This is a genomic window from Frederiksenia canicola (genome assembly GCF_011455495.1).
GTDB classification, from domain to species: domain Bacteria; phylum Pseudomonadota; class Gammaproteobacteria; order Enterobacterales; family Pasteurellaceae; genus Frederiksenia; species Frederiksenia canicola.
The window spans coordinates 264,061-289,019 of sequence record NZ_CP015029.1; the positions used below are offsets into that span (position 1 = coordinate 264,061).

General features: G+C 45.2%; 26 protein-coding genes. 10 read left to right on the top strand and 16 right to left on the bottom strand.

Going from position 1 to position 24,959, the window contains the following annotated elements:
- Window positions 1-654 (bottom strand): cell division ATP-binding protein FtsE, encoded by a 654-nt coding sequence (gene ftsE, locus A4G17_RS01225; RefSeq protein WP_123956860.1) that lies wholly within the window; start codon window positions 652-654, stop codon window positions 1-3.
- Entirely contained in the window at window positions 651-2,441 is a 1,791-nt protein-coding gene (gene ftsY, locus A4G17_RS01230) for a signal recognition particle-docking protein FtsY (protein ID WP_418886392.1), read from the bottom strand. The genes ftsE and ftsY overlap by 4 nt, the downstream gene beginning before the upstream one ends.
- Window positions 2,442-2,507: 66 nt before the next feature.
- Between ftsY and rsmD the strand changes: the two genes are divergently transcribed.
- The 8 genes from rsmD to cgtA all read left to right on the top strand — a co-directional run bounded on the left by rsmD (window position 2,508) and on the right by cgtA (window position 9,118).
- Window positions 2,508-3,098: a 16S rRNA (guanine(966)-N(2))-methyltransferase RsmD gene (gene rsmD / locus A4G17_RS01235; RefSeq protein WP_123956862.1), complete on the top strand. Its 591-nt coding sequence runs from the start codon at window positions 2,508-2,510 to the stop codon at window positions 3,096-3,098.
- A gap of 123 nt (window positions 3,099-3,221) precedes the next feature.
- Entirely contained in the window at window positions 3,222-4,016 is a 795-nt protein-coding gene (gene nagB / locus A4G17_RS01240; protein ID WP_123956863.1) for a glucosamine-6-phosphate deaminase, read from the top strand.
- Window positions 4,017-4,031: 15 nt separating this feature from the next.
- A complete protein-coding gene (gene nagA, locus A4G17_RS01245; RefSeq protein WP_123956864.1) occupies window positions 4,032-5,174 on the top strand; it encodes an N-acetylglucosamine-6-phosphate deacetylase in 1,143 nt (380 codons plus the stop codon).
- 210 nt (window positions 5,175-5,384) lie between these two features.
- A complete protein-coding gene (rplU, locus tag A4G17_RS01250; RefSeq protein ID WP_123956865.1) occupies window positions 5,385-5,696 on the top strand; it encodes a 50S ribosomal protein L21 in 312 nt (103 codons plus the stop codon).
- Window positions 5,697-5,716: 20 nt separating this feature from the next.
- Entirely contained in the window at window positions 5,717-5,974 is a 258-nt protein-coding gene (gene rpmA / locus A4G17_RS01255) for a 50S ribosomal protein L27 (protein ID WP_123956866.1), read from the top strand.
- 70 nt (window positions 5,975-6,044) lie between these two features.
- On the top strand, window positions 6,045-6,980 hold the full coding sequence (locus tag A4G17_RS01260; RefSeq protein ID WP_236941016.1) for a DMT family transporter: 936 nt from the start codon (window positions 6,045-6,047) through the stop codon (window positions 6,978-6,980).
- On the top strand, window positions 6,980-7,891 hold the full coding sequence (locus A4G17_RS01265; RefSeq protein ID WP_123956868.1) for a DMT family transporter: 912 nt from the start codon (window positions 6,980-6,982) through the stop codon (window positions 7,889-7,891). The genes A4G17_RS01260 and A4G17_RS01265 overlap by 1 nt, the downstream gene beginning before the upstream one ends.
- 51 nt (window positions 7,892-7,942) lie before the next feature.
- Window positions 7,943-9,118, top strand: coding sequence for an Obg family GTPase CgtA (gene cgtA, locus A4G17_RS01270; RefSeq protein WP_123956869.1), 1,176 nt, complete (start codon window positions 7,943-7,945; stop codon window positions 9,116-9,118).
- 60 nt (window positions 9,119-9,178) lie between these two features.
- Here cgtA and trkA read toward each other — a convergent pair whose 3' ends face one another.
- The 6 genes from trkA to A4G17_RS01300 form a co-directional block, all read right to left on the bottom strand.
- Window positions 9,179-10,555, bottom strand: a complete 1,377-nt coding sequence (gene trkA / locus A4G17_RS01275) for a Trk system potassium transporter TrkA (protein ID WP_123956870.1) — start codon at window positions 10,553-10,555, stop codon at window positions 9,179-9,181.
- A 1-nt stretch (window position 10,556) separates the two neighbouring features.
- Entirely contained in the window at window positions 10,557-11,867 is a 1,311-nt protein-coding gene (rsmB, locus tag A4G17_RS01280; RefSeq protein WP_123956871.1) for a 16S rRNA (cytosine(967)-C(5))-methyltransferase RsmB, read from the bottom strand.
- The gene (fmt, locus tag A4G17_RS01285; protein ID WP_123956872.1) at window positions 11,864-12,817 is read right to left on the bottom strand and encodes a methionyl-tRNA formyltransferase; all 954 of its coding nucleotides are present in this window, start codon (window positions 12,815-12,817) and stop codon (window positions 11,864-11,866) included. Before fmt ends, rsmB begins: the two co-directional genes overlap by 4 nt.
- Before the next feature lie 51 nt (window positions 12,818-12,868).
- Complete coding sequence (locus A4G17_RS01290) at window positions 12,869-13,294, bottom strand: universal stress protein (protein WP_123956873.1); 426 nt, start codon at window positions 13,292-13,294, stop codon at window positions 12,869-12,871.
- Window positions 13,295-13,440: 146 nt separating this feature from the next.
- Complete coding sequence (locus tag A4G17_RS01295; RefSeq protein WP_123956874.1) at window positions 13,441-16,074, bottom strand: TRAP transporter permease; 2,634 nt, start codon at window positions 16,072-16,074, stop codon at window positions 13,441-13,443.
- A gap of 138 nt (window positions 16,075-16,212) precedes the next feature.
- Window positions 16,213-17,175: a TAXI family TRAP transporter solute-binding subunit gene (locus A4G17_RS01300; protein ID WP_123956875.1), complete on the bottom strand. Its 963-nt coding sequence runs from the start codon at window positions 17,173-17,175 to the stop codon at window positions 16,213-16,215.
- Between the two features lie 167 nt (window positions 17,176-17,342).
- Here A4G17_RS01300 and A4G17_RS01305 point away from each other — a divergent pair, with 167 nt between their 5' ends.
- Window positions 17,343-17,948 carry a YigZ family protein gene (locus tag A4G17_RS01305; RefSeq protein ID WP_123956876.1) on the top strand — a complete coding sequence of 202 codons (606 nt, stop codon included), beginning with the start codon at window positions 17,343-17,345 and terminating at the stop codon, window positions 17,946-17,948.
- On the opposite strand, the gene yidD is transcribed toward A4G17_RS01305, so the two are convergent.
- The 3 genes from yidD to rpmH are packed head-to-tail and all read right to left on the bottom strand — an operon-like array spanning window position 17,934 to window position 18,731.
- Window positions 17,934-18,245 carry a membrane protein insertion efficiency factor YidD gene (gene yidD / locus A4G17_RS01310; RefSeq protein ID WP_123956877.1) on the bottom strand — a complete coding sequence of 104 codons (312 nt, stop codon included), beginning with the start codon at window positions 18,243-18,245 and terminating at the stop codon, window positions 17,934-17,936. The two genes, A4G17_RS01305 and yidD, sit on opposite strands and share 15 nt — an antisense overlap.
- Window positions 18,194-18,568 carry a ribonuclease P protein component gene (gene rnpA / locus A4G17_RS01315; RefSeq protein WP_123956878.1) on the bottom strand — a complete coding sequence of 125 codons (375 nt, stop codon included), beginning with the start codon at window positions 18,566-18,568 and terminating at the stop codon, window positions 18,194-18,196. The genes yidD and rnpA overlap by 52 nt, the downstream gene beginning before the upstream one ends.
- Before the next feature lie 28 nt (window positions 18,569-18,596).
- Window positions 18,597-18,731 carry a 50S ribosomal protein L34 gene (gene rpmH / locus A4G17_RS01320; RefSeq protein WP_005599701.1) on the bottom strand — a complete coding sequence of 45 codons (135 nt, stop codon included), beginning with the start codon at window positions 18,729-18,731 and terminating at the stop codon, window positions 18,597-18,599.
- A 201-nt stretch (window positions 18,732-18,932) separates the two neighbouring features.
- On the opposite strand from rpmH, the gene nhaA reads away from it, so the two are divergent.
- A complete protein-coding gene (nhaA, locus tag A4G17_RS01325; RefSeq protein ID WP_123956879.1) occupies window positions 18,933-20,114 on the top strand; it encodes a Na+/H+ antiporter NhaA in 1,182 nt (393 codons plus the stop codon).
- A gap of 85 nt (window positions 20,115-20,199) precedes the next feature.
- Here nhaA and ddc read toward each other — a convergent pair whose 3' ends face one another.
- The 5 genes from ddc to radC all read right to left on the bottom strand — a co-directional run bounded on the left by ddc (window position 20,200) and on the right by radC (window position 24,912).
- A complete protein-coding gene (ddc, locus tag A4G17_RS01330; RefSeq protein WP_123956880.1) occupies window positions 20,200-21,732 on the bottom strand; it encodes an L-2,4-diaminobutyrate decarboxylase in 1,533 nt (510 codons plus the stop codon).
- Window positions 21,733-21,913: 181 nt separating this feature from the next.
- Window positions 21,914-23,278, bottom strand: coding sequence for a diaminobutyrate--2-oxoglutarate transaminase (locus A4G17_RS01335; RefSeq protein WP_123956881.1), 1,365 nt, complete (start codon window positions 23,276-23,278; stop codon window positions 21,914-21,916).
- A 386-nt stretch (window positions 23,279-23,664) separates the two neighbouring features.
- Entirely contained in the window at window positions 23,665-23,835 is a 171-nt protein-coding gene (rpmG, locus tag A4G17_RS01340) for a 50S ribosomal protein L33 (RefSeq protein ID WP_077464092.1), read from the bottom strand.
- 11 nt (window positions 23,836-23,846) lie between these two features.
- Window positions 23,847-24,083 (bottom strand): 50S ribosomal protein L28, encoded by a 237-nt coding sequence (gene rpmB, locus A4G17_RS01345; RefSeq protein ID WP_006251446.1) that lies wholly within the window; start codon window positions 24,081-24,083, stop codon window positions 23,847-23,849.
- A gap of 139 nt (window positions 24,084-24,222) precedes the next feature.
- A complete protein-coding gene (radC, locus tag A4G17_RS01350; protein WP_123956882.1) occupies window positions 24,223-24,912 on the bottom strand; it encodes a RadC family protein in 690 nt (229 codons plus the stop codon).
- Between the last annotated feature and the right edge of the window lie 47 nt (window positions 24,913-24,959).

A 24,959-nucleotide genomic window follows, 5' to 3' on the forward strand; every position in this document is an offset into this window, starting at 1 on the left:
TTACCCCTTCAAATGCCCTTCTTCCAACACTAAACAGCGTTTCGGGCGTTGGGCAATAATTTGCGTATCGTGCGTGGCAATCAGCACCGTAGTGCCCGCTTTGTTAAATTCTTCAAATAAACGGAAAATTTCAAAGGACAATTTGTCATCCAAGTTCCCCGTAGGCTCATCGGCAAGCAACAGTTGTGGACGATGCACAATCGCACGAGCAATATCAACGCGTTGTTGCTCACCACCCGAAAGATGAAGCGGTAAGAAATTCGCTTTATTTTGCAAACCAACCCGCTCCAACGCTAAGCGAGCTTCACGTTCCACAATCTCTTTCGGTTGTCCCATAATAATGAGCGGTAATGCCACGTTGTCAAAAATTGATCGGTCGGTCAGCAAACTGTAATTTTGATGCACCATGCCGATTTGGCGGCGTAAAAATGGTAGCTCGTGCTCCGCAAGGCGAGTGATGTCGTGTCCGTTAAACACCACTTGTCCGCCGTTAGCTCGCTCAATGCCCATAATCAGTTTGAGCAAGGTGGTTTTACCCGCCCCCGAATGCCCCGTGATATACGCCATTTCGCCTTTGGCAAGCTCAAAGCTGATGCCCTGCAATGCGGGCCGGCCACCTTTATAGGCCTTGCTTACGTTAGAAAATTTAATCATTTTTCGTCCTCATGGGTGAACAATGCCTCAATAAATTCATCAGCATTGAATGGGCGTAAATCGTCGATTTTTTCACCCACACCGATATAGCGGATCGGAATATTGAACTGATCGGCAATCGCAAAAATTACCCCACCTTTTGCCGTGCCATCTAATTTAGTGAGTGTAATGCCAGTTAGCCCAACGGCTTCATTGAATAATTTCGCTTGGCTGATTGCATTTTGCCCCGTGCCTGCATCCAATGTGAGCATAATTTCGTGCGGGGCCGTTTCATCATATTTTTTCATCACTCGCACAATTTTCTTCAGCTCATCCATTAAATTATTTTTGTTTTGCAAACGTCCTGCGGTATCAGCGATCAATACATCGATCCCTTTCGCTGCTGCCGATTGCATCGCATCGAAAATCACCGATGCCGAGTCTGAACCCGTGGCTTGTGCCACCACTGGAATGTTGTTGCGTTCCCCCCACACTTGCAGTTGTTCGACCGCCGCCGCACGGAAAGTATCCCCCGCCGCTAACATCACCGATTTACCTTCCGTTTGGAATTTTCGTGCCAATTTACCAATGGTAGTGGTTTTGCCGACACCATTCACACCGACCATTAAAATCACATACGGTTTTTTGTCGCTTAATTCCAACGGTTTAGCCACGGGTTTTAGCACCTCCGCTAATTCCACTTTGAGTTGCTGATAGAGCAATTCCGCCTCTCGCAGCTGCTGTTTGCTGGCGTGTTGGGTAAGATTGTTGATAATTTTAGTGGTAGTCGGCATCCCCAAATCCGCCACAAGCAGCTGTTCTTCTAGCTCTTCAAACAGATCATCATCAATTTTTTTGCCACGGAAGAAATTGCGGAAACCAGAACCGATATTCTGTTTCGTTTTGATTAACCCTTTGATTAGACGGCTAAAAAATCCGCCTTCGCTCGCTGGTTTTTCTTGATAATGATCTGTTGGCTCAGCGGCTGAGTCATTCAGCTCATCAATTAGTTCTTGCTCAACGGTTTCAGCGGGATCGACCACGTGGCTCGCCATTTCTTCCACGGATTCAACCGCTTGTTCAACAGCTTCTTCAACGTCGATTTCCGCTTGCTGGATTTCTTCCACCACATTTTGCGTCATCGCTTTGGCTGGATCGGTAACATGAACCGCCATTTCTTCAACGGATTCAACGGCTTGTTCGACGACTTCTTCAACATCAATTTCCGCTTGCTGGATTTCTTCCACCACATTTTGCGTCATCGCTTTGGCGGGATCGGTAACATGAACCGCCATTTCTTCAACGGATTCAACCGCTTGTTCGACGGCTTCCTCAACGTCGATTTCCGCTTGCTGGATTTCTTCCACCACATTTTGCGTCATTGCCTTGGCAGGATCGGTAACATGAACCGCCATTTCTTCAACGGATTCAACCGCTTGTTCGACAGCTTCTTCAACCACATCCTCAATCTGCTCCACTTTGTCTTCCACTCGTTCAGCAAATTGTTCCCATTTTTCTCCAGCTTGCTCAATAGTCTCTTCAACCTGCTCTTTGAGCTGCTCGACTTTGTCTTCCAGCACATCAATCACCGCATCAACTTTCTCTTCGAGAGAATCAGCCGACGTTTTAGTCTCACAAGCGGTTACTTTCTCCGAATTTTTTGCAAAATTTTCTTCGGAACGGACCGCTTGCGATTCATCTTTTTTGGCTTCTGTCTCATCTTTTTTGCCAAAACCTAACCACGACCAAAACCCTTTTTTCTTTTTCTCGTCTGCCATTTTTGCATTCTCCCAAATTAAAAAATCCATTTTTGTCGAAAATAGACTACACTTGTTCTAGTCTATCATTTTTAACAAATTTTTTTGCTATAACGTATGAAAAAAAATCGAAATCTCGCTCAATCACAACCGATGGGCGAAGTGCGAGTGATTGCCGGTTTGTGGCGGGGGCGAAAATTGCCCGTGCTGAATGCGGACGGCTTACGACCGACCACCGATCGAGTGAAAGAAACCCTGTTTAATTGGTTGATGATGGACGTGCCGAATGCACGTTGCCTAGATTGCTTTGCGGGTAGTGGCTCACTTGGCATTGAAGCCCTTTCCCGCCAAGCACAAGCGGTCACTTTCTTAGAAAAATTTGCAAATGCCGCCAATCAACTCAAAAAGAATTTAGCCAACCTAAAAACGGATAAAGGCACCGTCCATCACACCGACAGCTTACAGTTTCTGGCACAAAAAAACAGTGGCGAACCTTTTGATATTGTGTTTGTTGACCCCCCGTTTCACCATAATTTCGTGCCACAAGTGTTGGTGCATCTCGCCCAAAATGGCTGGCTGGCGAACAACGCCTTAATCTATGTTGAAACCGAAAAAAATCATGCCCCGCTTCAACTCCCTGAACCGTGGCAAGTAATTAAAGAAAAAACAGCGGGAATGGTGGTGAGCAGGTTGATAAAAGTGAGTTGAAGATAAAAATGTGATCTCATTCAAATTTTAGGCAAATTTCATTACAAATGAAGTAAATTTTCTCTTATAATTCTAAGATTGAAGTTTTATTTCAAAAGCCTTTTTTATATCATAGGAGAGTATATGCGTTTAGTTCCTTTAGATAGTGCCGATCAAGTCAGTCGCTGGGCAGCTCGTTATATTGTAGATAAAATCAATGCGTTCCAGCCAACCGTAGATAAGCCATTTGTGTTGGGTTTGCCAACAGGTAGCACACCACAAAAAACCTATAAAGAATTGATTAAACTTTATCAAGCGGGCGAAGTCAGTTTCAAAAATGTTGTGACCTTTAATATGGATGAATACGTTGGCTTGCCCGCCGATCACCCTGAAAGTTACCACACCTTTATGCACGAAAATTTCTTCAATCATATCGACATTCCTGCGGAAAATATCAATTTACTTGACGGTATGGCTGACGATGTTGATACCGAATGTGAGCGTTATGAAGCAAAAATGAAATCTTACGGCAAAGTGCATCTCTTTATGGGCGGTGTAGGTGTAGATGGTCATATTGCCTTCAACGAACCGGCCTCATCACTCAGCTCTCGCACTCGTATCAAAACCTTAACGGAAGATACGCTCATCGCTAACTCACGTTTCTTCAATCACGATGTGAACCAAGTGCCAAAATTCGCTTTAACCGTAGGCGTAGGCACTTTATTAGATGCCGAAGAGGTGTTGATTTTAGTTACAGGTCATAACAAAGCTTTAGCATTGCAAGCCTGTGTCGAAGGCCCTATCAACCATTTATGGACAATCAGTGCCTTGCAACTACATCGTCGTGCTGTGGTAGTGTGTGATGAACCTGCAACACAAGAATTAAAAGTTAAAACCGTTAAATATTTTAAACAGTTAGAACAACATGTGGCTCGCTAACTCATAGGAGGAAAAATGAATCACTATGCCTTAACTAACGCCGTGATCTACACCGGCGAAAAAGTGCTGTATCAACACGCGGTGATTGTCAAAGACGATCGCATTGATGCCGTAGTACATCAAAACGATGTACCAACGAATCTGAAAAAAGTGGATCTCAACGGTGCGAATTTATCCGCTGGTTTTATCGATCTTCAGCTCAACGGCTGCGGCGGGGTGATGTTTAACGAAGAAACCACCGTTCGCACCCTTGAAATTATGCAAGAAACGAACTTGAAATCGGGGACCACCAGCTATTTGCCAACGTTCATCACGTCATCTGACGAAGGAATGAAAGAAGCCGTTAAAGTGATGCGTGATTATTTGGCGAAATATAAAAATCAAGCGTTGGGCTTGCATTTAGAAGGCCCGTATCTCAGCGTGGCGAAAAAAGGCGTACATCGTCCCGATTTAATCCGTGAAGCAAGCGGTGAGATGATCGATTTTCTTTGCGAAAATGGCGATGTGATCACCAAACTCACTTTAGCCGCTGAAAACCCAACGGCAGACCATATTGCAAAATTTGTCGATGCAGGCATTATCGTTTCGGTCGGACACTCCAATGCAACGTACCAACAAACCAAAGAACGCATTGCTCAAGGTATCGGCTTTGCCACTCACTTACACAACGCTATGTCGCCAGTTAGCTCGGGGCGTGATGGTGGCGTGGTCGGTGCAGTGTTAGACAGCGACATCTACGCAGGCATTATCGTGGACGGCTACCACGTTGATTGGGGTAATGTCCGCATCGCCAAAAAAGCCAAAGGCGATAAATTAGTGATCGTAACTGATGCCGTTGCACCAGCGGGAACAGATATGGAATACTTCATTTTCGTTGGTAAAAAAGTGACCGTAAAAGACGGTCGTTGTGTCGATGAATTTGGTAGTCTAGGTGGCGCGGCGATTACAATGATTGAATCGATCCGCAATATGACCCAACACACCGATCTTTCTCTCGCAGAAATCCTACGGATGTGTACCCTTTACCCCGCCCGTGCGATCCATATTGAAGATCAACTCGGATCAATCGAGGCTGGTAAAATTGCCAACCTTGCTGCATTCGATAACCAATTCAACGTACTCGGTACCGCCGTGAACGGGGAATGGAAAGCAAACTAGAAAACGAGTGCCATTTGCAAAATCTTTATCGGAAGTGACCGCTTGTGAGCCATTACAAGCGGTCACTTTTTCAGATTTTTTTACAATTTAGAAAATTTATGCAAATCCTGCTTGCTCTTAATATTGTTTTTGCGTAAAATTGCACACCTATTTTATATGAATTTGAGGGTGCCAAACGCAGAGCGAAAGGCACTATTTAGCGGAGTAAATATGTACGCAGTTTTCCAAAGTGGCGGCAAACAACACCGAGTAAGCGAAGGTCAAGTTGTTCGTTTAGAGAAACTTGAAGTTGCAACTGGTGAAAAAGTTGAGTTCGACTCAGTGTTAATGGTCGTTAATGGTGAAGATGTTAAAATCGGTACCCCAGTTGTTGCTGGTGGTAAAGTAGTAGCGGAAGTGGTTTCACACGGTCGTGGCGAGAAAGTTAAAATCGTTAAATTCCGTCGTCGTAAACACAGCCGTAAACAACAAGGTCATCGTCAGTGGTTCACAGAAGTGAAAATCACTGGGATTCAAGCATAATTTCAGAGGAGATCAAGTAGATGGCAACTAAAAAAGCTGGTGGTTCAACTCGTAACGGTCGTGACTCTGAAGCTAAACGCCTTGGTGTTAAACGTTTCGGTGGCGAGTCTGTTTTAGCAGGTAGCATTATCGTTCGTCAACGTGGTACTAAATTCCACGCCGGTAACAACGTTGGTATGGGTAAAGACCACACTTTATTCGCAACTACTGACGGTAAAGTTAAATTTGAAGTGAAAGGCGAGAAAAGCCGTAAATACGTAAGCATCATTGCTGAGTAATCTTCAAACCAAGAATTAAATGCCCCGCTTCTTTGCGGGGTTTTTTGTATTTCATCAAAAGGTTCATCCAATGCAACCGAAGTCCGCTCTGTTAGGTTTTTCCTTAGCTCTCACCGCTGCAATCATGTGGAGCATTTTGCCTATCGCACTGCAACCTGTGCTTACCGCGATGAATGCACAAACAATTGTCTGGTTTCGGTTTGTGGTGGCTGCTGTTGGAGTTTTTATTCTACTTGCGATCAGCAAAAAATTACCCAAGCTCCACTCACTCTCTTGGCGGCATCTGAAATTTGTCGTCATCGGAGCCATCGGGTTAGCCGCCAATTTTTACCTGTTTAACCTTTCATTGAACTACATTCCAGCCACGGTCAGCCAAGTATTAAGCCCGCTGTCATCTTTTTCGATGCTACTTAGCGGCATTGTGTTATTTAAAGAGCGGTTAGGCGTCCATCAAAAACTTGGCTTGTTGCTACTGCTTATCGGTTTACCGCTCTTTTTCAATGATCGTTTTACTGATTTCGCTGAAATGAACAGCTTTTCACTCGGTGTATTTCTTGGTACAAGCGGCAGTTTACTGTGGGTCGGTTACGGCATCGCTCAAAAAATGTTGTTAGAACGGTTCAATTCGCAGCAAATTTTGCTTTTTATCTACTGCGGTTGCGGCATTATGTTTAGCCCTTTTACAGAACTTTCTCAAGTGGGTAATCTCAATAGCTTCACCTTGGCGTGCCTGATTTTTTGCTGTTTGAACACCATTATTGCCTACGGCTGCTACGGAGAAGCGTTAAACCGTTGGGAAGTGTCAAAAGTGAGTATGATTATGCCGCAAATTCCGATTCTAACGCTGATTTTCAGCGAGCTGGCACACTGGATTGCTCCAGCCCATTTTTCTGCCCCTAATCTCAATTTGTTGAGCTATATCGGTGCAATCATCGTGGTGCTTGGAGCGTTATCCGCAGCGGCGGGGCATAAAATTTTCTATCGCCGACAACTGCGGGGTAAATAGTGGAACGTAATGCACTGCTTGGTTTTAGCCTTGCTTTACTCGCCACTGCCACTTGGGGATTTCTCCCCATTGCCGCCAAAGCAGTCTTGGAGGTAATGGATCCCACTACGTTTGTGTGGTTTCGTTTCGCTTTTGCGGGGAGCGGGCTTATCCTTTTTCTGGCATTTGTAAAAAAATTGCCTGATCTGACCGCTTGTAAAGACTCTTGGCAGTACATTCTGCTCGGTGTTTTTGGTTTAACCGCTTATTTTGTTGGCTCAAGCTATGCATTAACCCTTATCGAAGCCACTACAAGCCAAGTGTTATGGCAACTGTCGCCTTTCACGATGATGATTTGTGGCGTAGTGATTTTTAAAGAAAAATTCGGTAAACATCAAAAAATTGGCTTAGCGTTGCTCATTATCGGGTTAGTCGCTTTTTTCAACGACCGTTTTGACGCCCTTTTCCAATTGAACGCCTACGGCATTGGCGTAGTGTTCGGTGCAATCTCTTCGGTAGTGTGGGTAAGCTATGGCGTGGCACAAAAGTTATTGCTCTCGAAATTTAGTTCACAACAGATTTTGCTATTAATCTATTTAGGCTGTAGCGTGGTGCTTCTTCCCCTGGCGGAGTTTAGCCAACTACATTTATTGAACAGCTGGGCAATTGCCGCATTTATTTTTTGTTGCTTCAGCACCTTTGTCAGCTATGGTGCTTACGCTGAAGCGTTGAATTATTGGGATGCTACCAAAGTCAGTGTCGTGACGGTATTGATCCCTATTTTTACGATGGCATTTCAAGCTATTGGACACCACATTTTACCCGACAACATTCCGCCCCTAGCGATGAATACACTTAGCTATTTTGGGGCATTTATCGTGATTATTGGTACAATGCTCTCCACCTTAGGAGATAAATTGTGCAAAAAATAGCGTTGCAAGCGGTCTGATTTGGCTAGACTTTTGCAACTTAGAGGAGAACAAATGAAATTTATTGATGAAGCCCTGATCCGCGTGGAAGCAGGCGATGGCGGTAATGGCTGTGTGAGCTTCCGCCGTGAAAAATTTATCCCGAAAGGCGGCCCTGATGGTGGTGATGGTGGCGATGGCGGCGATGTCTATTTAATTGCCGATGAAAACTTGAATACCTTGATTGACTACCGTTTTGAAAAACGCTTTGCTGCAGGACGTGGCGAAAATGGTCGCAGTGCAGGCTGTACGGGGCATCGTGGTAAAGACATTACCTTACGAGTGCCAGTCGGGACCCGTGCAATCGACAATGATACCCAAGAAGTGATTGGCGACTTAACCAAACACGGTATGAAAATGTTGGTGGCAAAAGGTGGCTATCACGGTTTAGGCAATACCCGCTTTAAATCCTCGGTGAACCGAGCCCCACGCCAAAAAACCAATGGTACCCCCGGCGAAAAACGCGATTTGCTTTTAGAACTGATGCTACTTGCCGATGTGGGTATGTTGGGCTTGCCGAATGCCGGTAAATCAACCTTTATCCGAGCCGTTTCTGCCGCTAAACCGAAAGTCGCAGACTATCCATTTACCACACTTGTGCCAAGCTTGGGCGTGGCTCGTGTCGGCTCCGATCGCAGCTTTGTGGTGGCCGATATTCCAGGACTGATTGAAGGGGCAGCAGAAGGGGCTGGCTTGGGGATCCGTTTCTTGAAACACTTAGAACGCTGTCGTGTGTTGATCCACTTGGTGGATATTCTGCCGATTGATGAAAGCGATCCAGCTCAAAACATTTCAGTGATTGAGTCGGAACTCTATCAATACAGTGAGAAACTGGCGGAAAAACCGCAATGGTTAGTGTTCAACAAAATCGACACCATCGGTGAAGCTGCCGCCCGTGAACGTGCTGAAGAAATTTGTGCCGAAATCGGTTGGGAAGGCGATTATTACTTAATCTCTGCGGCGACTGGTGAAGGCGTACCCGCACTCACTCGTGATATTATGGACTTTATCGAAGCTAACCCACGCATTGAAGCAGAAGAAAAAGCTGCTGACGAAGTGGCCTTCAAATGGGATGATTACCACCAACAAGCGATGCAAAATCCAATCACCGAAGACGATTGGGACGATCTCGACGATGATGATTGGACAGAAGAAGATGATGAAGGCGTAGAGATTATCTACAAACCGTAACTACTTAAAGACAAGCGGTCTGATTATGAAAAAATTTTACCAATCAGACCGTTGTTTTATTTAAAGGAAAAACGAGCTAATTTGGAATAATTTCTCGATTTCGCTGACGTGTTTTTTGTCATTTACCAACAAAATCACACGGTCGTTTTCGTGGATTTCGGTCGATTTATGAGCAATAAGCACTTCATGGTTGCGGACAATCGCCCCGATGATCGCCCCTTGAGGTAACTTGATCTCTTTGACTTTTCGCCCCACCACTTTAGATGATTGATTATCACCGTGGGCGATCACTTCAATCCCTTCCACCAAACCTTGTTTGAACGAGGCGACTTTCACGACGTCGCCTTTGCGAACGTGGCTAGAGAGCGCCGAAATGGTTGCCTGTTGTGGTGAAAGGGCAATATCGATCGTACCGCCTTGAATGAGATGCAAATAGGCCATTCGTTGCACCAACACAATCGCTTTTTTCGCCCCTAAACGCTTGGCGAGCAAAGACGACATAATATTCGCTTCATCATCACTAGTCAGAGCCAAAAACAGATCGACGTTTTCGATATGCTCTTCAAATAAGAGCTCTTGATCGGAAGCATCGCCGCATAAAATTAAGGTTTTGGACAACCTCTCAGCAAGTTTGGTGGCTTTGTCAGGATCCCGTTCAATCAACTTAACGCTGCATTTTTCTTCCAAACTTTTCGCTAATGCCGTACCTACGTTACCACCACCGACAATCATCACCCGTTTGTGCGGTTTTTCTAACCGTTGTAGCTCCGCCATTACCGCTTTGATATGTTGCGTGGCACAGATAAAAAAGACTTCATCGCCCGCTTCGATAATGGTCGATCCTTGTGGCACAAAGGCTTTTTCTTGGCGGAAAATCGAAACGATGCGGGTTTCAATATGTGGGAGATGATCGGTCAATGCTGAAATCGGATAACCCACCAACGGTCCGCCGTAGTAAGCTTTCACGCTGACAAGGCTGACCAAATCATCGGCAAAATGGGCAACTTGCAACGCCCCAGGGTAATCAATCAGGCGGAGAATTTCTTTGGTAACCAACAACTCAGGGGCAATGATGTGGTCGATGGGCAGCACTTTATTGTTAAATAATGCATCCCGCTCCCGCACATAGTCGGGGTTGCGAATGCGGGCGATCTTGGTCGGAATGTTGAACAAGGTGTAAGCGATTTGACAAGCGATCATATTGCTTTCATCGCTGTTAGTCACGGCAACCAATAAGTCCGCATCGCTTGCCCCCGCTTCTCGCAAAGTACGAGGTGATGCCGCATTACCTTTGATGACCTGCAAGTCGTGCTTGTCTTGCAGTTTGCCTAAGCGGGCTTCATCATCGTCAATAATGGTGATATCGTTATCGTCATTGGCAAGATTTTCTGCCAACGTTGCCCCCACTTGCCCCGCACCTAAAATGATAATTTTCATCTCAACCTGCTTTTTTACTCAATTTCGCATAGAAAAAACCGTCGCCACCGTTTTCGCTCGGCACAAACTGTTTCATTGTAGTTCGCTCACCATTGAAATCCATTTCGACTAATTCTGCATCTGCCGTTTGCTGAATAAAATCTTGAATTTGTTCACTATTTTCTTCTGGCATCACCGAGCAAGTCGCATACAGCAGCACACCGTTAGGCTTAAGTCGCTGCCACAGTGCTTTTAAAATTCGCCTTTGCAATGCCGCAAGTTCTGCAATATCGCTCTCCTTGCGTAGCCATTTGATATCAGGATGACGACGGATCACCCCCGTAGCCGAACAAGGGGCATCAAGCAAAATACGATCGAACATCACATCATCAGCCAGCCATTGTGATGGCTGGCTGGCATCGCCACAAATCACTTCTGCCGTTTGTCCAAGGCGAGCTAAATTCTCTTTGACCCGTTGCAAGCGGCTGTTTTCAATATCTAGTGCCACCACTTTTGCCTGTGGTGCTCGCTCTAAAATGTGGGTGGTTTTTCCACCAGGGGCGGCACAAGCATCTAAAATCCGTTCGCCATTTTGAGCATCAAGGAGCAAGGCCGACCACTGTGCGTGGGCATCTTGCACCGTTGCCCCGCCATTTGCAAAATTTGGTAAGGAACTGACCGCTTGTGGTGAACTCAGTCGCAAGGCACAAGGCGGTGCAGTCGCGCAAGACTCGCTCGCAACGAGCAAACCCAGTTCTGCGGCATAATCTGCTACAGTAGAATGGGTAGGGTTGACTCGAATCCACATCGGTGGGCGTTGGTTGTTCGCCTCCACAATCTCCCGCCAATTTGGGCTGGCCGTCATCGGATAGGCTTTTTTCAGCTTGTTCACCAACCAATCAGGGTGCAACGTATCCCAATTCTTATCGACTTTCGCCAAAATAGCCTCTTGCTCTCGCAAAAAACGGCGTAGCACACCATTAGTTAAGGCACGGAAATTATCCAGCTTCAACGATTTCGTGGCATTCACCACTTCGTCCACCGCCGCAAAGGCTGGCACTCGCATATAAAGTAGCTGATACAGCCCAACCAACAACAAACAATGCACCAAGCGGGTTTTGCCTTTGAGCGGCTTTTCCACCAACTGTTTGATGATATGCTCCAACCGTGGCAGCACTCGACATACCCCGAAGCTAATTTCTTGCACAAGCGGAACATCTTTGCTTTCCACTTGCAATTGTGCTTCAGGCAGCAAACTTGATAGCGATTTACCTTCATCAAGTACTTGTAAAATAATCCGTGCCGCGACAGCACGAGAGGAGTGTTTTTTCACGAAATGATGTCTCCCACCTTAAACCATTCGCCTCGTCCGTTGAGAAAATCTTGCACGCTCATCGGTTTTTTGCCCGATGGCTGTAACTGAGTGAGATTCAACACGCCGTCTGCCGTGGCAATTTGGATGCCGTTTTTATCGGCTGTAAGTACCGTTCCAGCCGGTTTAGGTTGATGTGGCTGTACATCGGCTTGGTAGACTTTTACCCGTTCTTCAACGCCATTGACATTCAAGGTCAAATAGGCAATCGGTGCGGGGTTGAAGGCTCGAATATTGCGTTCAAGCTGACAAGCGGTCAAATTCCAGTCTAGTTTTGCTTCTTCTTTCGTGAGTTTTTCCGCATAGTTTGCTAATTCGTCTTGCTGTTTTTCAGGTGAAAATTGACCACTTGTTAAACCGTTCAACACCTCAAGCAAGGCGGCAGGGGCAAGCTCAGCAAGTTTGGCATATAAACTGGCAGAAGTTTCTGTTGGGCTGATCGGGCAATACACTTTATGCAACATATCGCCCGTGTCTAAACCGACATCCATTTGCATAATAGTGATGCCCGTTTCGCTATCACCTGCCCAAATCGCTCGCTGGATCGGTGCCGCCCCACGCCAACGGGGCAACAATGAGCCGTGCACATTCAAGCAGCCATAAGGAAAGGCGTTCAGCACGGCTTCGGGCAAAATCAAACCGTATGCGACCACCACCATCACATCCGCATTCAACGCCTTTAATTCGGCTTGCACTTCTTCTTTGCGTAATGACTTCGGCTGATAAACGGGGATTTGGTGAAGTTCCGCCAACTGTTTGACGGGGCTGGCTTGCAATTTTTTGCCTCGCCCTGCTGGTTTGTCGGGCTGGGTATAAACCGCCACCACATTGTGTTCTGAATTTAGCAACGTTTGCAAATGGGTCGCCGCAAAATCAGGCGTACCAGCAAAGATGATGTTTAGTTTTTTCATAAAAAAATGCCACTCAAAATTGAATGGCATTATTGTAACGCAAAATGGAATTTAACGCAGAATCAAAATCGGCTTATTACTGTTGCGAGCGACTTTGACGGTGTTCGAACTCAAGCCTTTGGCATTCGGTTTACTGCTGGCGAGCATGACGATTAGATCTACCGATTTTTCTTCCGCAATGCGGTTAATTTCTTCATAAATCGTGCCATGAGCCACAATGTGTTGCACTTTTGAACCCGCAGGGAAATGGGCTTGGGTGAAATCGTGTAGTGCTTTGTTGGCTTCGGCGATTACCGATTTATCGAAATTTTTTGGTAAGAACGAAGCAATAAAGCTGTCGTCAATCGGCTCGATGATGGTGACCACCCGATAAATCGCATCAGGATTATGAGCAGTGATATTCAGTGCTGTTTCCACCACAAATTTGGCACTTTTGAGATCGTTTAGATCAATGGCAATTAATAGTTTGTTGTACATTTTGTATCCGTTTGTTGTTATCGTAGGAACGGGTCTGTGCCCGCCCGTACAAGCGGTTAGATTTGCAAAAAATTTTACTAATCTGACCGCTTGTCACAATGTCATCTCTCTAAAGGGCTGAGCACAGGCTCAATCCTTACATCACGTTATACTCTCCGTCTGCGTTGATTCGACGCAACACCGAAAATCAGCAGTAACGCAGGGAAGAACATAAGTTCTTTCGGTAGCGAGTCTTGCGGAAGGGCAACTTCGAGAATTGTTTGATCCCAGTTCAGCCCTGCTTTTGCGGCAGGCGAGTCGATTTCCACATTATCGATCAAAATCTTCGGCGATGGATTACCGACAAACTCGATCTTTTCACCAGTATCAAGCAGCGTTAAACCAAGAGCTTTAACACGATCTTCGCCGCTTTTTCCTTCAGGCACTGCCAATTGTGAATAAAATTCGATCTCCTTGCCGTATGGGTTTAGCCCTGCCACTTTTAAGGTTAGCGTTTGCCCCACAGTTGCTTTTTCGAGTTCTTGCTGCAACTGAACGGGTTCAATATAGCGTGCCGTTGGCGAGATCTTTTCCATAAAGAAGCCTGGGCGGAACAAGGTAAACGCCGCTAACAATAAAATCAGGGTTTCCCACCATTTATTGCGGGCGAAGAAGTAGTTCATTGTTGCAGCGGTAAAAACTAAAATCCCGATGGTTGCCGTGATGAACACCAAAATGCCCTTCGCCCAGCTGACATCAATTAACAATAAATCGGTGTTGAAGATGAACAGGAATGGTAGTACCGCCGTTCGCAAGCTGTAATAGAAGGCTTGCACCCCAGTTTTGATTGGGCTGCCTCCTGAAATCGCTGCGGCAGCGAAAGACGCTAAGCCAACGGGCGGAGTGACATCTGCCATAATACCGAAGTAGAATACGAACAAGTGGACGGCAATCAGCGGTACGATCAAGCCGTTTTGTTTACCAATCTCGACAATCACCAACGCCATTAAGGAAGAGACCACGATGTAGTTGGCGGTAGTCGGCAAGCCCATTCCCAGAATTAAGCTGAAAATCGCCACTAAAATTAGCATCAACAAAATGTTGCCCATTGAGAGCATTTCGATGATGCCAGAAAGCTGCACACCAAAACCAGTCAGTGCCACCACGCCAACGATAATTCCCGCTGTTGCGGTAGCGATACCGATACCGATCATATTGCGAGCACCGGCTTCCAAGCCGTCCACTAATTCCTGTACACCTTGTTTAGCCAGTGCAAGTTTGTTGGTATTTTCGTGGCGGAAGAAAGCCAGTAAAGGACGTTGGGTAATCAAAATCACCGCCAACGCCATTGTGCCCCAGAAGGCGGAGAGCCCTGGCGACATCCGTTCGATCATCAAACACCACATCAACACGACGACAGGCAGTAAGTAGTGTAAGCCAGCGTTCACCGTCGGTTTCGTGGACGGTAATTTGACGATTTTCGCATTCGGATCATCGGGCTCTAAATCTGGGAAGCTTGCCACACGGCGAATTAACCCTAAGTAAACGGCAGTTAAAAGCACGCATACAATAGAGAACGCGTAATCAGGAGTGACGGTTTTAATCCAACCTAACCCAAAATCCATTGCAAAATAGACGATGCAGATCACCAAGAAACTGGCCAGTGCACGAATTAAGGTAATATAAATCGGATTTGGCGGATCAGTGCGTGGTAAGCCTTTCAAACCAAGTTTTTGAGCTTCAAGATGGACGATATATACCAACGCAATATACGAAATAAACGCAGGCAAGAATGCGTGGGTGATCAACTGGCTGTATGGCATATTGACGTATTCAATCATCAAAAAGGCGGCAGCCCCCATCACTGGCGGCATAATCTGCCCGTTTACTGACGAGGCGACCTCTACCGCACCTGCTTTTTCCGCACTCAAGCCAACCCGTTTCATCATCGGAATAGTGAACGTCCCTGTCGTCACCACATTGGCAATGGATGAACCCGACACCAAGCCTGTTAATGCCGATGAAACCACCGCTGCTTTACCGGGTCCACCGCTGAAATGCCCTAAATATGCAAAGGCGGTTTTGATAAAGTAGTTGCCCGCACCCGCCTTGTCGAGCAAGGCACCGAATAGCACGAATAAGAACACATATTTGGTCGAAACCCCTAACGCCACGCCAAACACCCCTTCAGTGGTGATCCACTGTTGGTTAATGATTTGCGATAGCGAACCTGAACGGTGGCTGATGATCCAATCCGTCGGCAAAAACTGCCCGAAATAGTTATACAGCAAAAATACACCCGCAATAATCACCAACGGCAAGCCAAGGCTACGGCGACAAGCTTCTAACAATAGCAAAATGCCCAAACAGCCTGCGATAATATCCTGTGTATTTGGGGCACCAAAGCGAGTCACTAATCCTTCATAAAAGAACAGATAATATGCCCCTAAAAACGCCCCAAGCGTTGCAAACATCCAGTCTTGATAAGGCACACGGTGTTTTGGCGAAGTGGCAAAAGCGGGGAAAGAGAGATACGCAAGGAATAAGGCGAATGCCAAATGCACCGAACGAGCTTTGGTATCATCAATCACCACATTCAGATCCCACCCAATGTTGCGGATCACTTCTTGCAACCAAAACGGAAACGGCGAGGTGTAATAAAGTTGGAATAACGACCACAAAATCGCCGTTACCACAATCAGCTTTTTGGTGAATCCACTCGGATTACGCCCCCCCGAATCGTTCGAGGCGACCATATCTTGTAGATCATCAAGGGTTGCTGTTTTTTCTTGTACGGACATAGGAATTCCTAAAAATGCGAAAACAAGCGGTCGGATTTTTGCAAAATTTTGCAAGAAAGTGACCGCTTGTTAATGGACCGAAAGGGCAAAATTGCCAAAGTAAAAATCGTAGAGTGGGGTTTGACCTACCCTAGCATTTTATTTCAACCAACCTTTCTCTTTGTAATAACGCACTGCACCTTCGTGAAGTGGGGCAGAAAGCGCGTTTTTGATCATATCTTCTTGTTTAAGATTTTCAAAGGCTGGGTGTAAACGTTTGAATCGGTCGAAGTTATCAAACACCGCTTTCACAACCGCATACACTTTGTCGTTATCCACATCAGCAGAAGTCACAAGTGTTGCATACACACCGAAACTTTCTACTGGGTTGTCGGTACCTTTGTATAAGCCGCCTGGGATAGTCGCTTTAGCGTAGTAAGCGTGGTCAGCCACTAATTTATCGATCGCCTCACCTGTCACAGGGACTAAGTGTGCATTACAAGATGCAGCTGCTTCTTTTAACGCACCATTTGGGTGACCAACGTTATAAGTAACGGCATCTAAGTTATTATCGCACATTACCGATGCCATTTCCGCCGGTTTTAATTCTGAAGCCACTTTGAACTCTTTATCCGTCCAACCTTTTGCGTTCAAAATCACGTTCATTGTTGCACGGGTACCTGAGCCTGGATCACCTACGTTTACACGTTTACCTTTCAAATCATCAAACGATTTAATCCCTGAATCATCACGAGCCATTACCGTAAACGGCTCTGGGTGGATAGAGAAAATCGCCCGCAATTTGTCATTTTTCTTGCCTTCAAAAGAGCTTGATCCATTATAGGCGTGGAATTGCCAGTCGGATTGCGCAATCCCCATATCCATTTGTTTATCCGCGATTGAGTTTAAGTTCGCCACCGAACCACCTGTTGAAGGAGCGTTACACTTCACCTGAGTTTTTGCCGTGTCACGATTTACTAATTGACAGATCGATTGTCCCACCACATAGTAAACCCCAGTTTGACCACCTGTTCCGATGGTGATGAATTTCTCTTCTGCGTGAGCAGAAAACGCAGAAGCCGCTAATGTAGCAACTAATGAAAGTTTCAATAAATTTTTCATCTAATAGATCCTCTTGTCAGGAAAGAATAGAATAACGGTAACACCGTGTTTTCCACTAAAAAACGCTATAGATATACTCGACTTTGCCTAGATAGGCAAACGTTTTCTTTAAAGAATCAGATAAAGATCACAAAATTTTCACAAATTTGTTACCAGAAAGCTAAATTATGCAATTTTTTATTCCAAAAGCGTACGCTATTTTTGAAGAAGAAATCAAAAAAAGCCGATTTATTACCTATGTCCGTCATACCGAAGGCATCGATCAAGCCAAAGCCTTTTGGTCAGAAATCAAAGCGTTACACCCACAAGCTCGCCATCACTGCTGGGCGTGTGTGGCGGGTATGCCGATGGATTCACAGCAATATGGATTTTCCGATGATGGTGAACCTTCAGGCACCGCGGGCAAGCCAATGTTGAATTACTTACTCGGCAGCGGTTTGGGGGAGATCAGTGCGGTGGTGGTGCGTTATTATGGTGGAATTTTGCTCGGCACAGGCGGATTAGTCAAAGCCTACGGCAATGGTGTGCAGCAAGCACTGATGCAGCTCGACACCATTCGCAAAGTATTGCGAGAAAGTTACCGCTTGCAGTGTGATTACGACCAATTCCACAGTATTCAGAATTTGATTGAGCAACGGGACATTGAGCTAATTGATCAGCAGTTCGGTGAGAAAATTGAATTAACCTTTGGCATCAATCCAAGCCAACTACCTGAAATTCAAACGGAAATCACCCGACGCTTTGCGGGTAGGTTGCGTTTACAAGCGGTCTAATTTTGACGATTTTTTGCAACAGCCACATTCTGCTTTTGGTGGAACGGGATCTTCCCCGCCCTCACTCAACGGATGACAACGAGCAATCCGTTTTAATGCGAGCCAGCCGCCTTTTACTCCACCATGAATGCGAATGGCATCAAGAGCATATTGAGAACAGGTTGGATAAAATCGGCAGCGGGGAGCGAGCAAAGGGCTTATCGCATAGCGATAAAAATGAACAATGCCAAGTAGCAAATAAGCGATTAGGCTGGGTCTTTGCGAGCTTGTTGGGCGAGACGAATGTGGCGTTGCCATAGTTTTTCGAGAGTTTCAAACAGTTCAGCGTTACTCAGTTTACCAATCCCACCTTTTGCGACAAACACAAAATCATAATTTGGTAAGTCGTGCTGTTTCAAGCGAAAACTTTCCCGCACAATGCGTTTGATACGATTGCGATCATGAGCACGTTTGAGATGTTTTTTGGCGACCGTTAAACCCAAACGGGCATTTTCGGCGTTATTTTGGCGAGCGAGAAGGGTAAGTTGCGGCGTGCTAGCCCGATTTGGCTGTTCAAAGACCGCTTTAAATTGAACGGGAGCTAACAGACGTAGCTCCCGAGAAAAAGTTAGCTTATTCACACTGGGTGTTTCGGCTTGCTTATTGCAATTATGCAGATAAGCTCTTACGACCTTTAGCACGACGACGTGCTAATACTTGACGGCCGTTTTTCGTTGCCATACGAGCACGGAAACCGTGAGTACGAGCACGTTTTAATACTGATGGTTGAAATGTACGTTTCATTGCTTCTACCTAAAAATTTAAAATTGGCAAATACCAAATAAGGAACATAAAAAATAGAGTGCGGATTTTACCGATAAAGAATCAAAAGATCAAGGTAAATACCGAAAATTTGTGTTTGATCACACTTTGCTTAATTGAAATAGATTTCTTTATTGAAAGAATTTGCTACTATTATTCACGAATACATTATAGGAGTGACTAATGATCAATAAAATCAAAGACTTTCTTAAACTTGAATCCGCAAGCGGTATGTTACTGCTCTTTTTTGCAACCGTAGCAATTGTATTGGCCAATACCCCTTTTAGTAATCTTTATTTCGATTTTCTTGAAATGCCTGTGAGCATACAAATTGGGCTTTTTAGTATTCATAAACCCTTAATTATGTGGGTAAATGATGGATTCATGGCGGTCTTCTTCACATTAGTTGGTTTAGAAGTCAAACGAGAGCTACTTGTTGGTGCACTCTCTAGCTATCAGCGAGCCATTTTCCCAGCCATTGGTGCCGTGGGTGGTATGGTTGTACCAGCACTGATTTATTGGGTCATGAATGCAAACATTCCTGAGCATCATTCTGGGTGGGCGATTCCAATGGCAACCGATATTGCGTTCGCATTGGGCGTTCTCGCCTTACTCGGCAAACGTGTGCCTTTTGCGTTGAAGATTTTCCTTCTTGCACTGGCGATTATTGATGACTTAGGTGCCATTGTGGTTATCGCCATTTTCTTCTCCAATGATCTGAGCACCACCGCTTTAGTCTCTGCTGGCATTGCTATTGTTGCACTTGTCGTATTAAATAGGATGAAAGTCAGCGCTTTATGTGCTTATATTGCGGTTGGCGTGATTTTATGGGCCTCCGTGTTAAAATCAGGCGTTCACGCCACGCTGGCAGGCGTGATTATTGGTTTTTGCATTCCACTCAAAGGCAAAAATGGGGAAGAGCCATTGCATGACTTTGAACACATGCTTGCACCGTGGTGTTCTTTCATTATTTTACCTCTTTTCGCATTTTGTAATGCTGGCGTTACCTTATCTGGCATGGGCGTAAGCAGTTTCACCTCTCCATTAACCTTAGGTGTCGCTTTTGGTTTAGTGATAGGAAAAGCACTTGGTGTCTTTAGTTTCAGCTATTTAGCAGTGAAACTGGGCATAGCAAAACTCTCTGAAGGGATCAATTTCAAGCAAATTTTTGCGATTTCCGTCTTGTGTGGAATCGGTTTCACCATGTCAATGTTCTTAGCGGGACTCGCTTTCGGTGGGGAGGAAACAGATGGTAAATTTATGTCTCTCGCTCGGCTCGGCATCTTGATGGGTTCCTTTATTTCGGCAATTGCGGGCTACTTCTTACTCAAAGCTTGCACCAAACCGGTGAGCAAGAAAGCCTAACAAGCGGTCAGTTTCGCACCCTTTTTTGCAAATCAAAACCCCATACGGCTACAGGCGGTATGGGGTTTCTCATTTTAACAAGCACTTAGTCAATCGCTGGGGTGTATTCACCTTTTGCAATCGCCTCTTTAATACGATCAGCTTCGCTTAACACTTGAGCTAATAACGCTTGAACGTTTTCAAGGGTAGCGATTGGGCTTAGTGTGGTCATTTTGAGTGATTGCACATCGCCCACTTTGGTAACACCGATATTCGCTTCACCACGTGCAAAGAGCTCATCGGCAACATTTTGGTTTAAGCTATCAATAAATTCTGTTGGATAGCCTTGCGGTACAACTCGGAATAAAACAGAAGCAAATTGTGGCTCAACTAAAAGTTCTAATCCATCAGTGGCTTTGATGTAATCCGCCACTTCACGAGTGAGTTTTACGCCATGGTCGATCATTGAACCATAAAGTTGCTCGCCGAGAGCTTCAACGGTGAACCACAGTTTTAACGCATCAAAACGGCGTGTCGTCTGTAACGATTTTGCCACTAAATTTGGCACGCCATGCTGTTCATCATACTCTGAGTTGAGATAGTCCGCTTTGTAGTCGATGTATCGGTACTCTTTTTCATCTTTGAGTAAGAAAGCACCACAAGAGATACTTTGGAAGAAGTGTTTGTGGAAATCGAGTGTTACGGAATCCGTTAGCTCAATGCCATCTAAGAAGTGGCGATATTCATTTGAAAGCAGTAATGCACCGCCCCAAGCTGCATCAACGTGCATCCAAATGCCGTATTGATCGGTAATGGCACGAATTTCTTTCAGTGGGTCGATAGCACCCGCATCAGTTGTACCCGCGGTTGCCACCACACAAGCGACAATTTTTCCGCAAGCGGTCAGATCGTCGATGGTTTTTGCAAGAGCATCAACATCCATTTGAGCGTTGTCATTGCAAGGTACGGTCACAACAGACTGGAAGCCCATTCCCATCATCGCCATATTTTTTTGCACAGAAAAGTGGGCGTTTTCTGAACAGATTACTTTGACTTTCTGCATCGCATCGGCAGGGATCCCGTCACGCTGAACCGACCATTCTGAGCCATCTTCATTTTTCCAATGTTTTGCAATGCAAGCATCACGAGCAAGCAACACGCCCATTAGGTTAGATTGTGTACCACCAGAGGTGAATACGCCCGCTTGTCCTTTGCCATAGCCAACTTTTTCACGCAGCCACTCAATTAATTGTACTTCCATTAACGAGCCAGCAGGGCTTTGATCCCAAGAGTCCATTGATTGGTTGGTCGCGTTAATCAGCACTTCTGCGATCTGGCTTGTGACCATTGTCGGGCAATGTAAGTGTGCTAATGAGTGCGGGTGATGCACTTTTAAGCTTTTGTTTAAGAATAGCTCAACTAAACGGTCGAGTGATTTTTCAACACCAAAGCCTTCTTGGGTTGGATTAAATGCGATTTCTGAACGAAGTTGTTTGATCGAACCGCCAGTGTACATTTTTTCATTTTTTAGCCAAGCACTGACCGCTTGTACGGCGGTATTCATTGCGCTTTGGTAGTCTGCAATCGCATTTGCATTGTTGCAGAACAGAGCTTGTTTGTGTTTTGAGAGAGTTGTCATGGATTGTTTCCTAAAGGGTAAAATTCTGCCCCCGCTTGCGGGGGAAGTGGTTGAGCCGTAGGCGAAACCGAAGGGGGCATTTGCAAATTTTTCAACAAATTTGACCGCTTGTTGCCCCCTACCCCTGCTTCGCAGGGTACTTCCCCCGTAAACGGGGGCAGACATTTATTATTTTTTACGATTAAGAACGTGTTACTTTCAACGCATCTTGTACTGATTGTGTGAAGCGTTTGATCATTTCTTCACATTCTGCTTGAGTGATGATCAGTGGGCAAAGGATACGCACAACGTTACCGCCACGTCCGCCACGCTCAAGTAATAATTTGTTTTTGAAGCACGCTTTTTGAATTTCAGCGGCTAACACACCGTCGGCTGGGTAAGAACCAATGCGATCTTGTGGTTGGCGCTCATCAACAATTTCAATACCAAGCATTAAACCTTTACCACGCACGTTGCCGATACAACCGTAGGTTTCTGCTAATTTTTTCAATTCTGCTTTTAGGAATTCACCACGCTCTTCCGCATTTTTCGCTAGGTTTTGCTCTTTCATCACTTTTAATGAAGCGTAACCTGTTGCCATCGCCAGTTGGTTACCGCGGAATGTGCCTGTGTGTCCTGCTGGTTGCCACGCATCAAACTCTTTCTTAATGGCAAGTACGGCAAGTGGTAAGCTACCGCCCACTGCTTTTGACATCACCACCACATCTGGCTCAATGCCGGCGTGTTCAAAAGCGAACATTTTGCCTGAACGACAGAAACCTGCTTGAACTTCGTCTAAAATTAACACGATGCCGTGTTTTTTGGTCACTTCACGGATTTTTTGTAACCATTTCACTGGTGCGGTTACTACGCCGCCTTCGCCTTGGATTGCTTCAAGAATCACTGCTGCAGGTTTAACGACACCACTTTCAACATCTTCAATAAAGTTTTCGAAATAGTAAGTTAAGGCTTCAACACCCGCTTCGCCACCAATGCCTAATGGGCAACGGTATTCGTGCGGATATGGCATAAATTGCACGCCAGCCATTAAGTTTTGAACTGCATTTTTTGCGTTGAGGTTACCTGTCATGGAAAGTGAACCATGGGTCATACCATGGTAGCCACCAGAGAATGAGATTACATTGCCACGACCAGTATAAGTTTTAGCTAATTTAATCGCGGCCTCTGTACCGTCTGCACCTGATGGTCCGCAGAATTGTAAGCGGTATTCGCCTTTCGGGAAGAATGAGAGTAATTCTTCGGTGAATGCGTCTTTTAATGGAGTGGTTAAATCTAACGTATGTAATGGTAAACCGCTCGCTAAGACATCTTGAATCGCTTGGATTACCGCTGGGTGATTGTGCCCTAGGGCTAATGTTCCTGCACCGGCTAAGCAATCAAGATACTCATTGCCTTCTACGTCCGTTACCCAACAGCCTTGTGCTTTGGCAATGGCTAAAGGTAATTTACGTGGGTAACTACGCACGTTCGATTCCATTTCGTTTTGGCGAGTTAAGTAGTATTCGTTGGTTGCTTGGTTAATTGGATTAACAGGCGTGTTTGTCATGATATGAATAGACCTTCTATAAGAGGTGAAAAAAATAAGTCGGGTGCCTTGCGGAAAGCCTAAGCTTTCTTATCCTGAAAGATAAGATGCCTTGGGGCATTTGACTCGCTACTTATTAAAAAAAGCGTTTCAGCTTTTTTGTTTTTGCCCTATTTGATCCCCAAGGAATGGGATAGGTTGGAAACAACATCTTAAACATAGAGCTATATTTAAGGCGGCTAATGGTACATTCTTTTAACAAAAATGAAAGGGATTTTTGACAACAAGCGGTTAGTTTCTACCCATTTTTTGCAAATTTGCTCCACAAAAGGCAAACGGTTGCCAACTCGTAAAATTCAGCAATAAAAAACCCAGCTTTCGCTGGGTTCAATTCGCTAAGAAACAAATTATTTGATTTTTGCTTCTTTATAAACAACGTGTTTACGCACAACTGGATCAAATTTTTTGATTTCCATTTTTTCTGGCATATTACGTTTGTTTTTAGTTGTTGTGTAGAAATGACCAGTTTCAGCAGTTGAAACTAATTTAATTTTCTCACGAGCACCTTTAGCTGCCATCTTTTAGCTCCTTAGATTTTCTCGCCACGAGCACGGATTTCAGCTAACACTGCATCAATGCCTTTTTTATCAATAATACGCATACCTTTCGCTGTTAAGCGTAAAGTAACGAAACGGTTTTCGCTCTCAACCCAGAAACGGTGAGTGTGAAGGTTTGGTAGAAAACGACGTTTAGTCGCATTCATTGCGTGTGAGCGGTTGTTACCAACTGCTGGACGCTTGCCTGTTACTTGACAGACTCTAGACATTTGAAATTCTCCAATGATTACTTAAGCTTAAGCTAAATGGTTCGGGTTATCAGCTCGAGCTGATTACCTCGTCAGGTATAGCACCCGACCCACAGACTATTTTAAAGACTGCGGATTATACTGACTTTAACGCACTCATTCAAGGGGAAATTTGTTCAAATTCATTGCGAATTTTCTCTTCCTCGAACGAAAAATACTCACCTTTACCAATGATTATATGATCAACCAGCCGCACATCGACTAAATCGCATGCCATTTCGATACGTTTTGTCATATGCCTATCCGCCTCGCTAGGCACACTGCTACCAGACGGGTGATTGTGTGCAACAAGAATCGCTGCAGCATTACATTTTAAGGCGATTTTGATGATCTCTCTCGGATGTACCACTGTTTGATTAACCGTTCCGAAAAAAAGCTTTTCCTGACGAATTAGACGATGCTGATTATCCAAAAATAAAGCCATAAAAACCTCTCGTTCGTCATCTTCCAGCATCGCCTGAAAATACAGCACGGCTAAATCAGGATCGCTGATCGTGCCGTTCATCTCCATTGCTTGAGTGAAATACCGTTTGCTCATCTCCTTGGTGGCTTGCAATTGAATATATTGCGTTTGCCCAAGTCCTTTGACTCGGCAAAAAGTGTCTAAATTCGCAGACAATAATCCCCGCAATGAGCCAAAATGATTTAACACCTTTTCCGCCAAGGCTAACACGGGTGTGCCTTTAATCCCTGTGCGTAAAAAAATGGCTAACAACTCTTCATCACTTAAAGATTCCGCCCCCGATTCCAGCAATTTTTCACGAGGCATTTGCCCTATTGTTTTTGCCATAATTCTATCCAATCAACTTGATTGATAAAAAGCATAAGGAGAGTAAC

Excerpts from the sequence above, each read along its gene's own strand:
- rsmD (WP_123956862.1), top strand. The coding sequence starts at position 2,508 with ATGAAAAAAAATCGAAATCTCGCTCAATCACAACCGATGGGCGAAGTG.
- A4G17_RS01260 (WP_236941016.1), top strand. The coding sequence starts at position 6,045 with ATGCAACCGAAGTCCGCTCTGTTAGGTTTTTCCTTAGCTCTCACCGCT.
- radC (WP_123956882.1), bottom strand. The coding sequence starts at position 24,912 with ATGGCAAAAACAATAGGGCAAATGCCTCGTGAAAAATTGCTGGAATCG.
- A4G17_RS01290 (WP_123956873.1), bottom strand. The coding sequence starts at position 13,294 with ATGTACAACAAACTATTAATTGCCATTGATCTAAACGATCTCAAAAGT.
- A4G17_RS01335 (WP_123956881.1), bottom strand. The coding sequence starts at position 23,278 with ATGACAAACACGCCTGTTAATCCAATTAACCAAGCAACCAACGAATAC.
- trkA (WP_123956870.1), bottom strand. The coding sequence starts at position 10,555 with ATGAAAATTATCATTTTAGGTGCGGGGCAAGTGGGGGCAACGTTGGCA.
- ddc (WP_123956880.1), bottom strand. The coding sequence starts at position 21,732 with ATGACAACTCTCTCAAAACACAAACAAGCTCTGTTCTGCAACAATGCA.
- yidD (WP_123956877.1), bottom strand. The coding sequence starts at position 18,245 with ATGGCAACGCCACATTCGTCTCGCCCAACAAGCTCGCAAAGACCCAGC.
- ftsY (WP_418886392.1), bottom strand. The coding sequence starts at position 2,441 with ATGGATTTTTTAATTTGGGAGAATGCAAAAATGGCAGACGAGAAAAAG.
- nhaA (WP_123956879.1), top strand. The coding sequence starts at position 18,933 with ATGATCAATAAAATCAAAGACTTTCTTAAACTTGAATCCGCAAGCGGT.
- rpmA (WP_123956866.1), top strand. The coding sequence starts at position 5,717 with ATGGCAACTAAAAAAGCTGGTGGTTCAACTCGTAACGGTCGTGACTCT.
- rplU (WP_123956865.1), top strand. The coding sequence starts at position 5,385 with ATGTACGCAGTTTTCCAAAGTGGCGGCAAACAACACCGAGTAAGCGAA.
- rpmH (WP_005599701.1), bottom strand. The coding sequence starts at position 18,731 with ATGAAACGTACATTTCAACCATCAGTATTAAAACGTGCTCGTACTCAC.
- nagB (WP_123956863.1), top strand. The coding sequence starts at position 3,222 with ATGCGTTTAGTTCCTTTAGATAGTGCCGATCAAGTCAGTCGCTGGGCA.
- nagA (WP_123956864.1), top strand. The coding sequence starts at position 4,032 with ATGAATCACTATGCCTTAACTAACGCCGTGATCTACACCGGCGAAAAA.
- ftsE (WP_123956860.1), bottom strand. The coding sequence starts at position 654 with ATGATTAAATTTTCTAACGTAAGCAAGGCCTATAAAGGTGGCCGGCCC.
- A4G17_RS01305 (WP_123956876.1), top strand. The coding sequence starts at position 17,343 with ATGCAATTTTTTATTCCAAAAGCGTACGCTATTTTTGAAGAAGAAATC.
- A4G17_RS01300 (WP_123956875.1), bottom strand. The coding sequence starts at position 17,175 with ATGAAAAATTTATTGAAACTTTCATTAGTTGCTACATTAGCGGCTTCT.
- rpmG (WP_077464092.1), bottom strand. The coding sequence starts at position 23,835 with ATGGCAGCTAAAGGTGCTCGTGAGAAAATTAAATTAGTTTCAACTGCT.
- A4G17_RS01295 (WP_123956874.1), bottom strand. The coding sequence starts at position 16,074 with ATGTCCGTACAAGAAAAAACAGCAACCCTTGATGATCTACAAGATATG.
- rpmB (WP_006251446.1), bottom strand. The coding sequence starts at position 24,083 with ATGTCTAGAGTCTGTCAAGTAACAGGCAAGCGTCCAGCAGTTGGTAAC.
- cgtA (WP_123956869.1), top strand. The coding sequence starts at position 7,943 with ATGAAATTTATTGATGAAGCCCTGATCCGCGTGGAAGCAGGCGATGGC.
- fmt (WP_123956872.1), bottom strand. The coding sequence starts at position 12,817 with ATGAAAAAACTAAACATCATCTTTGCTGGTACGCCTGATTTTGCGGCG.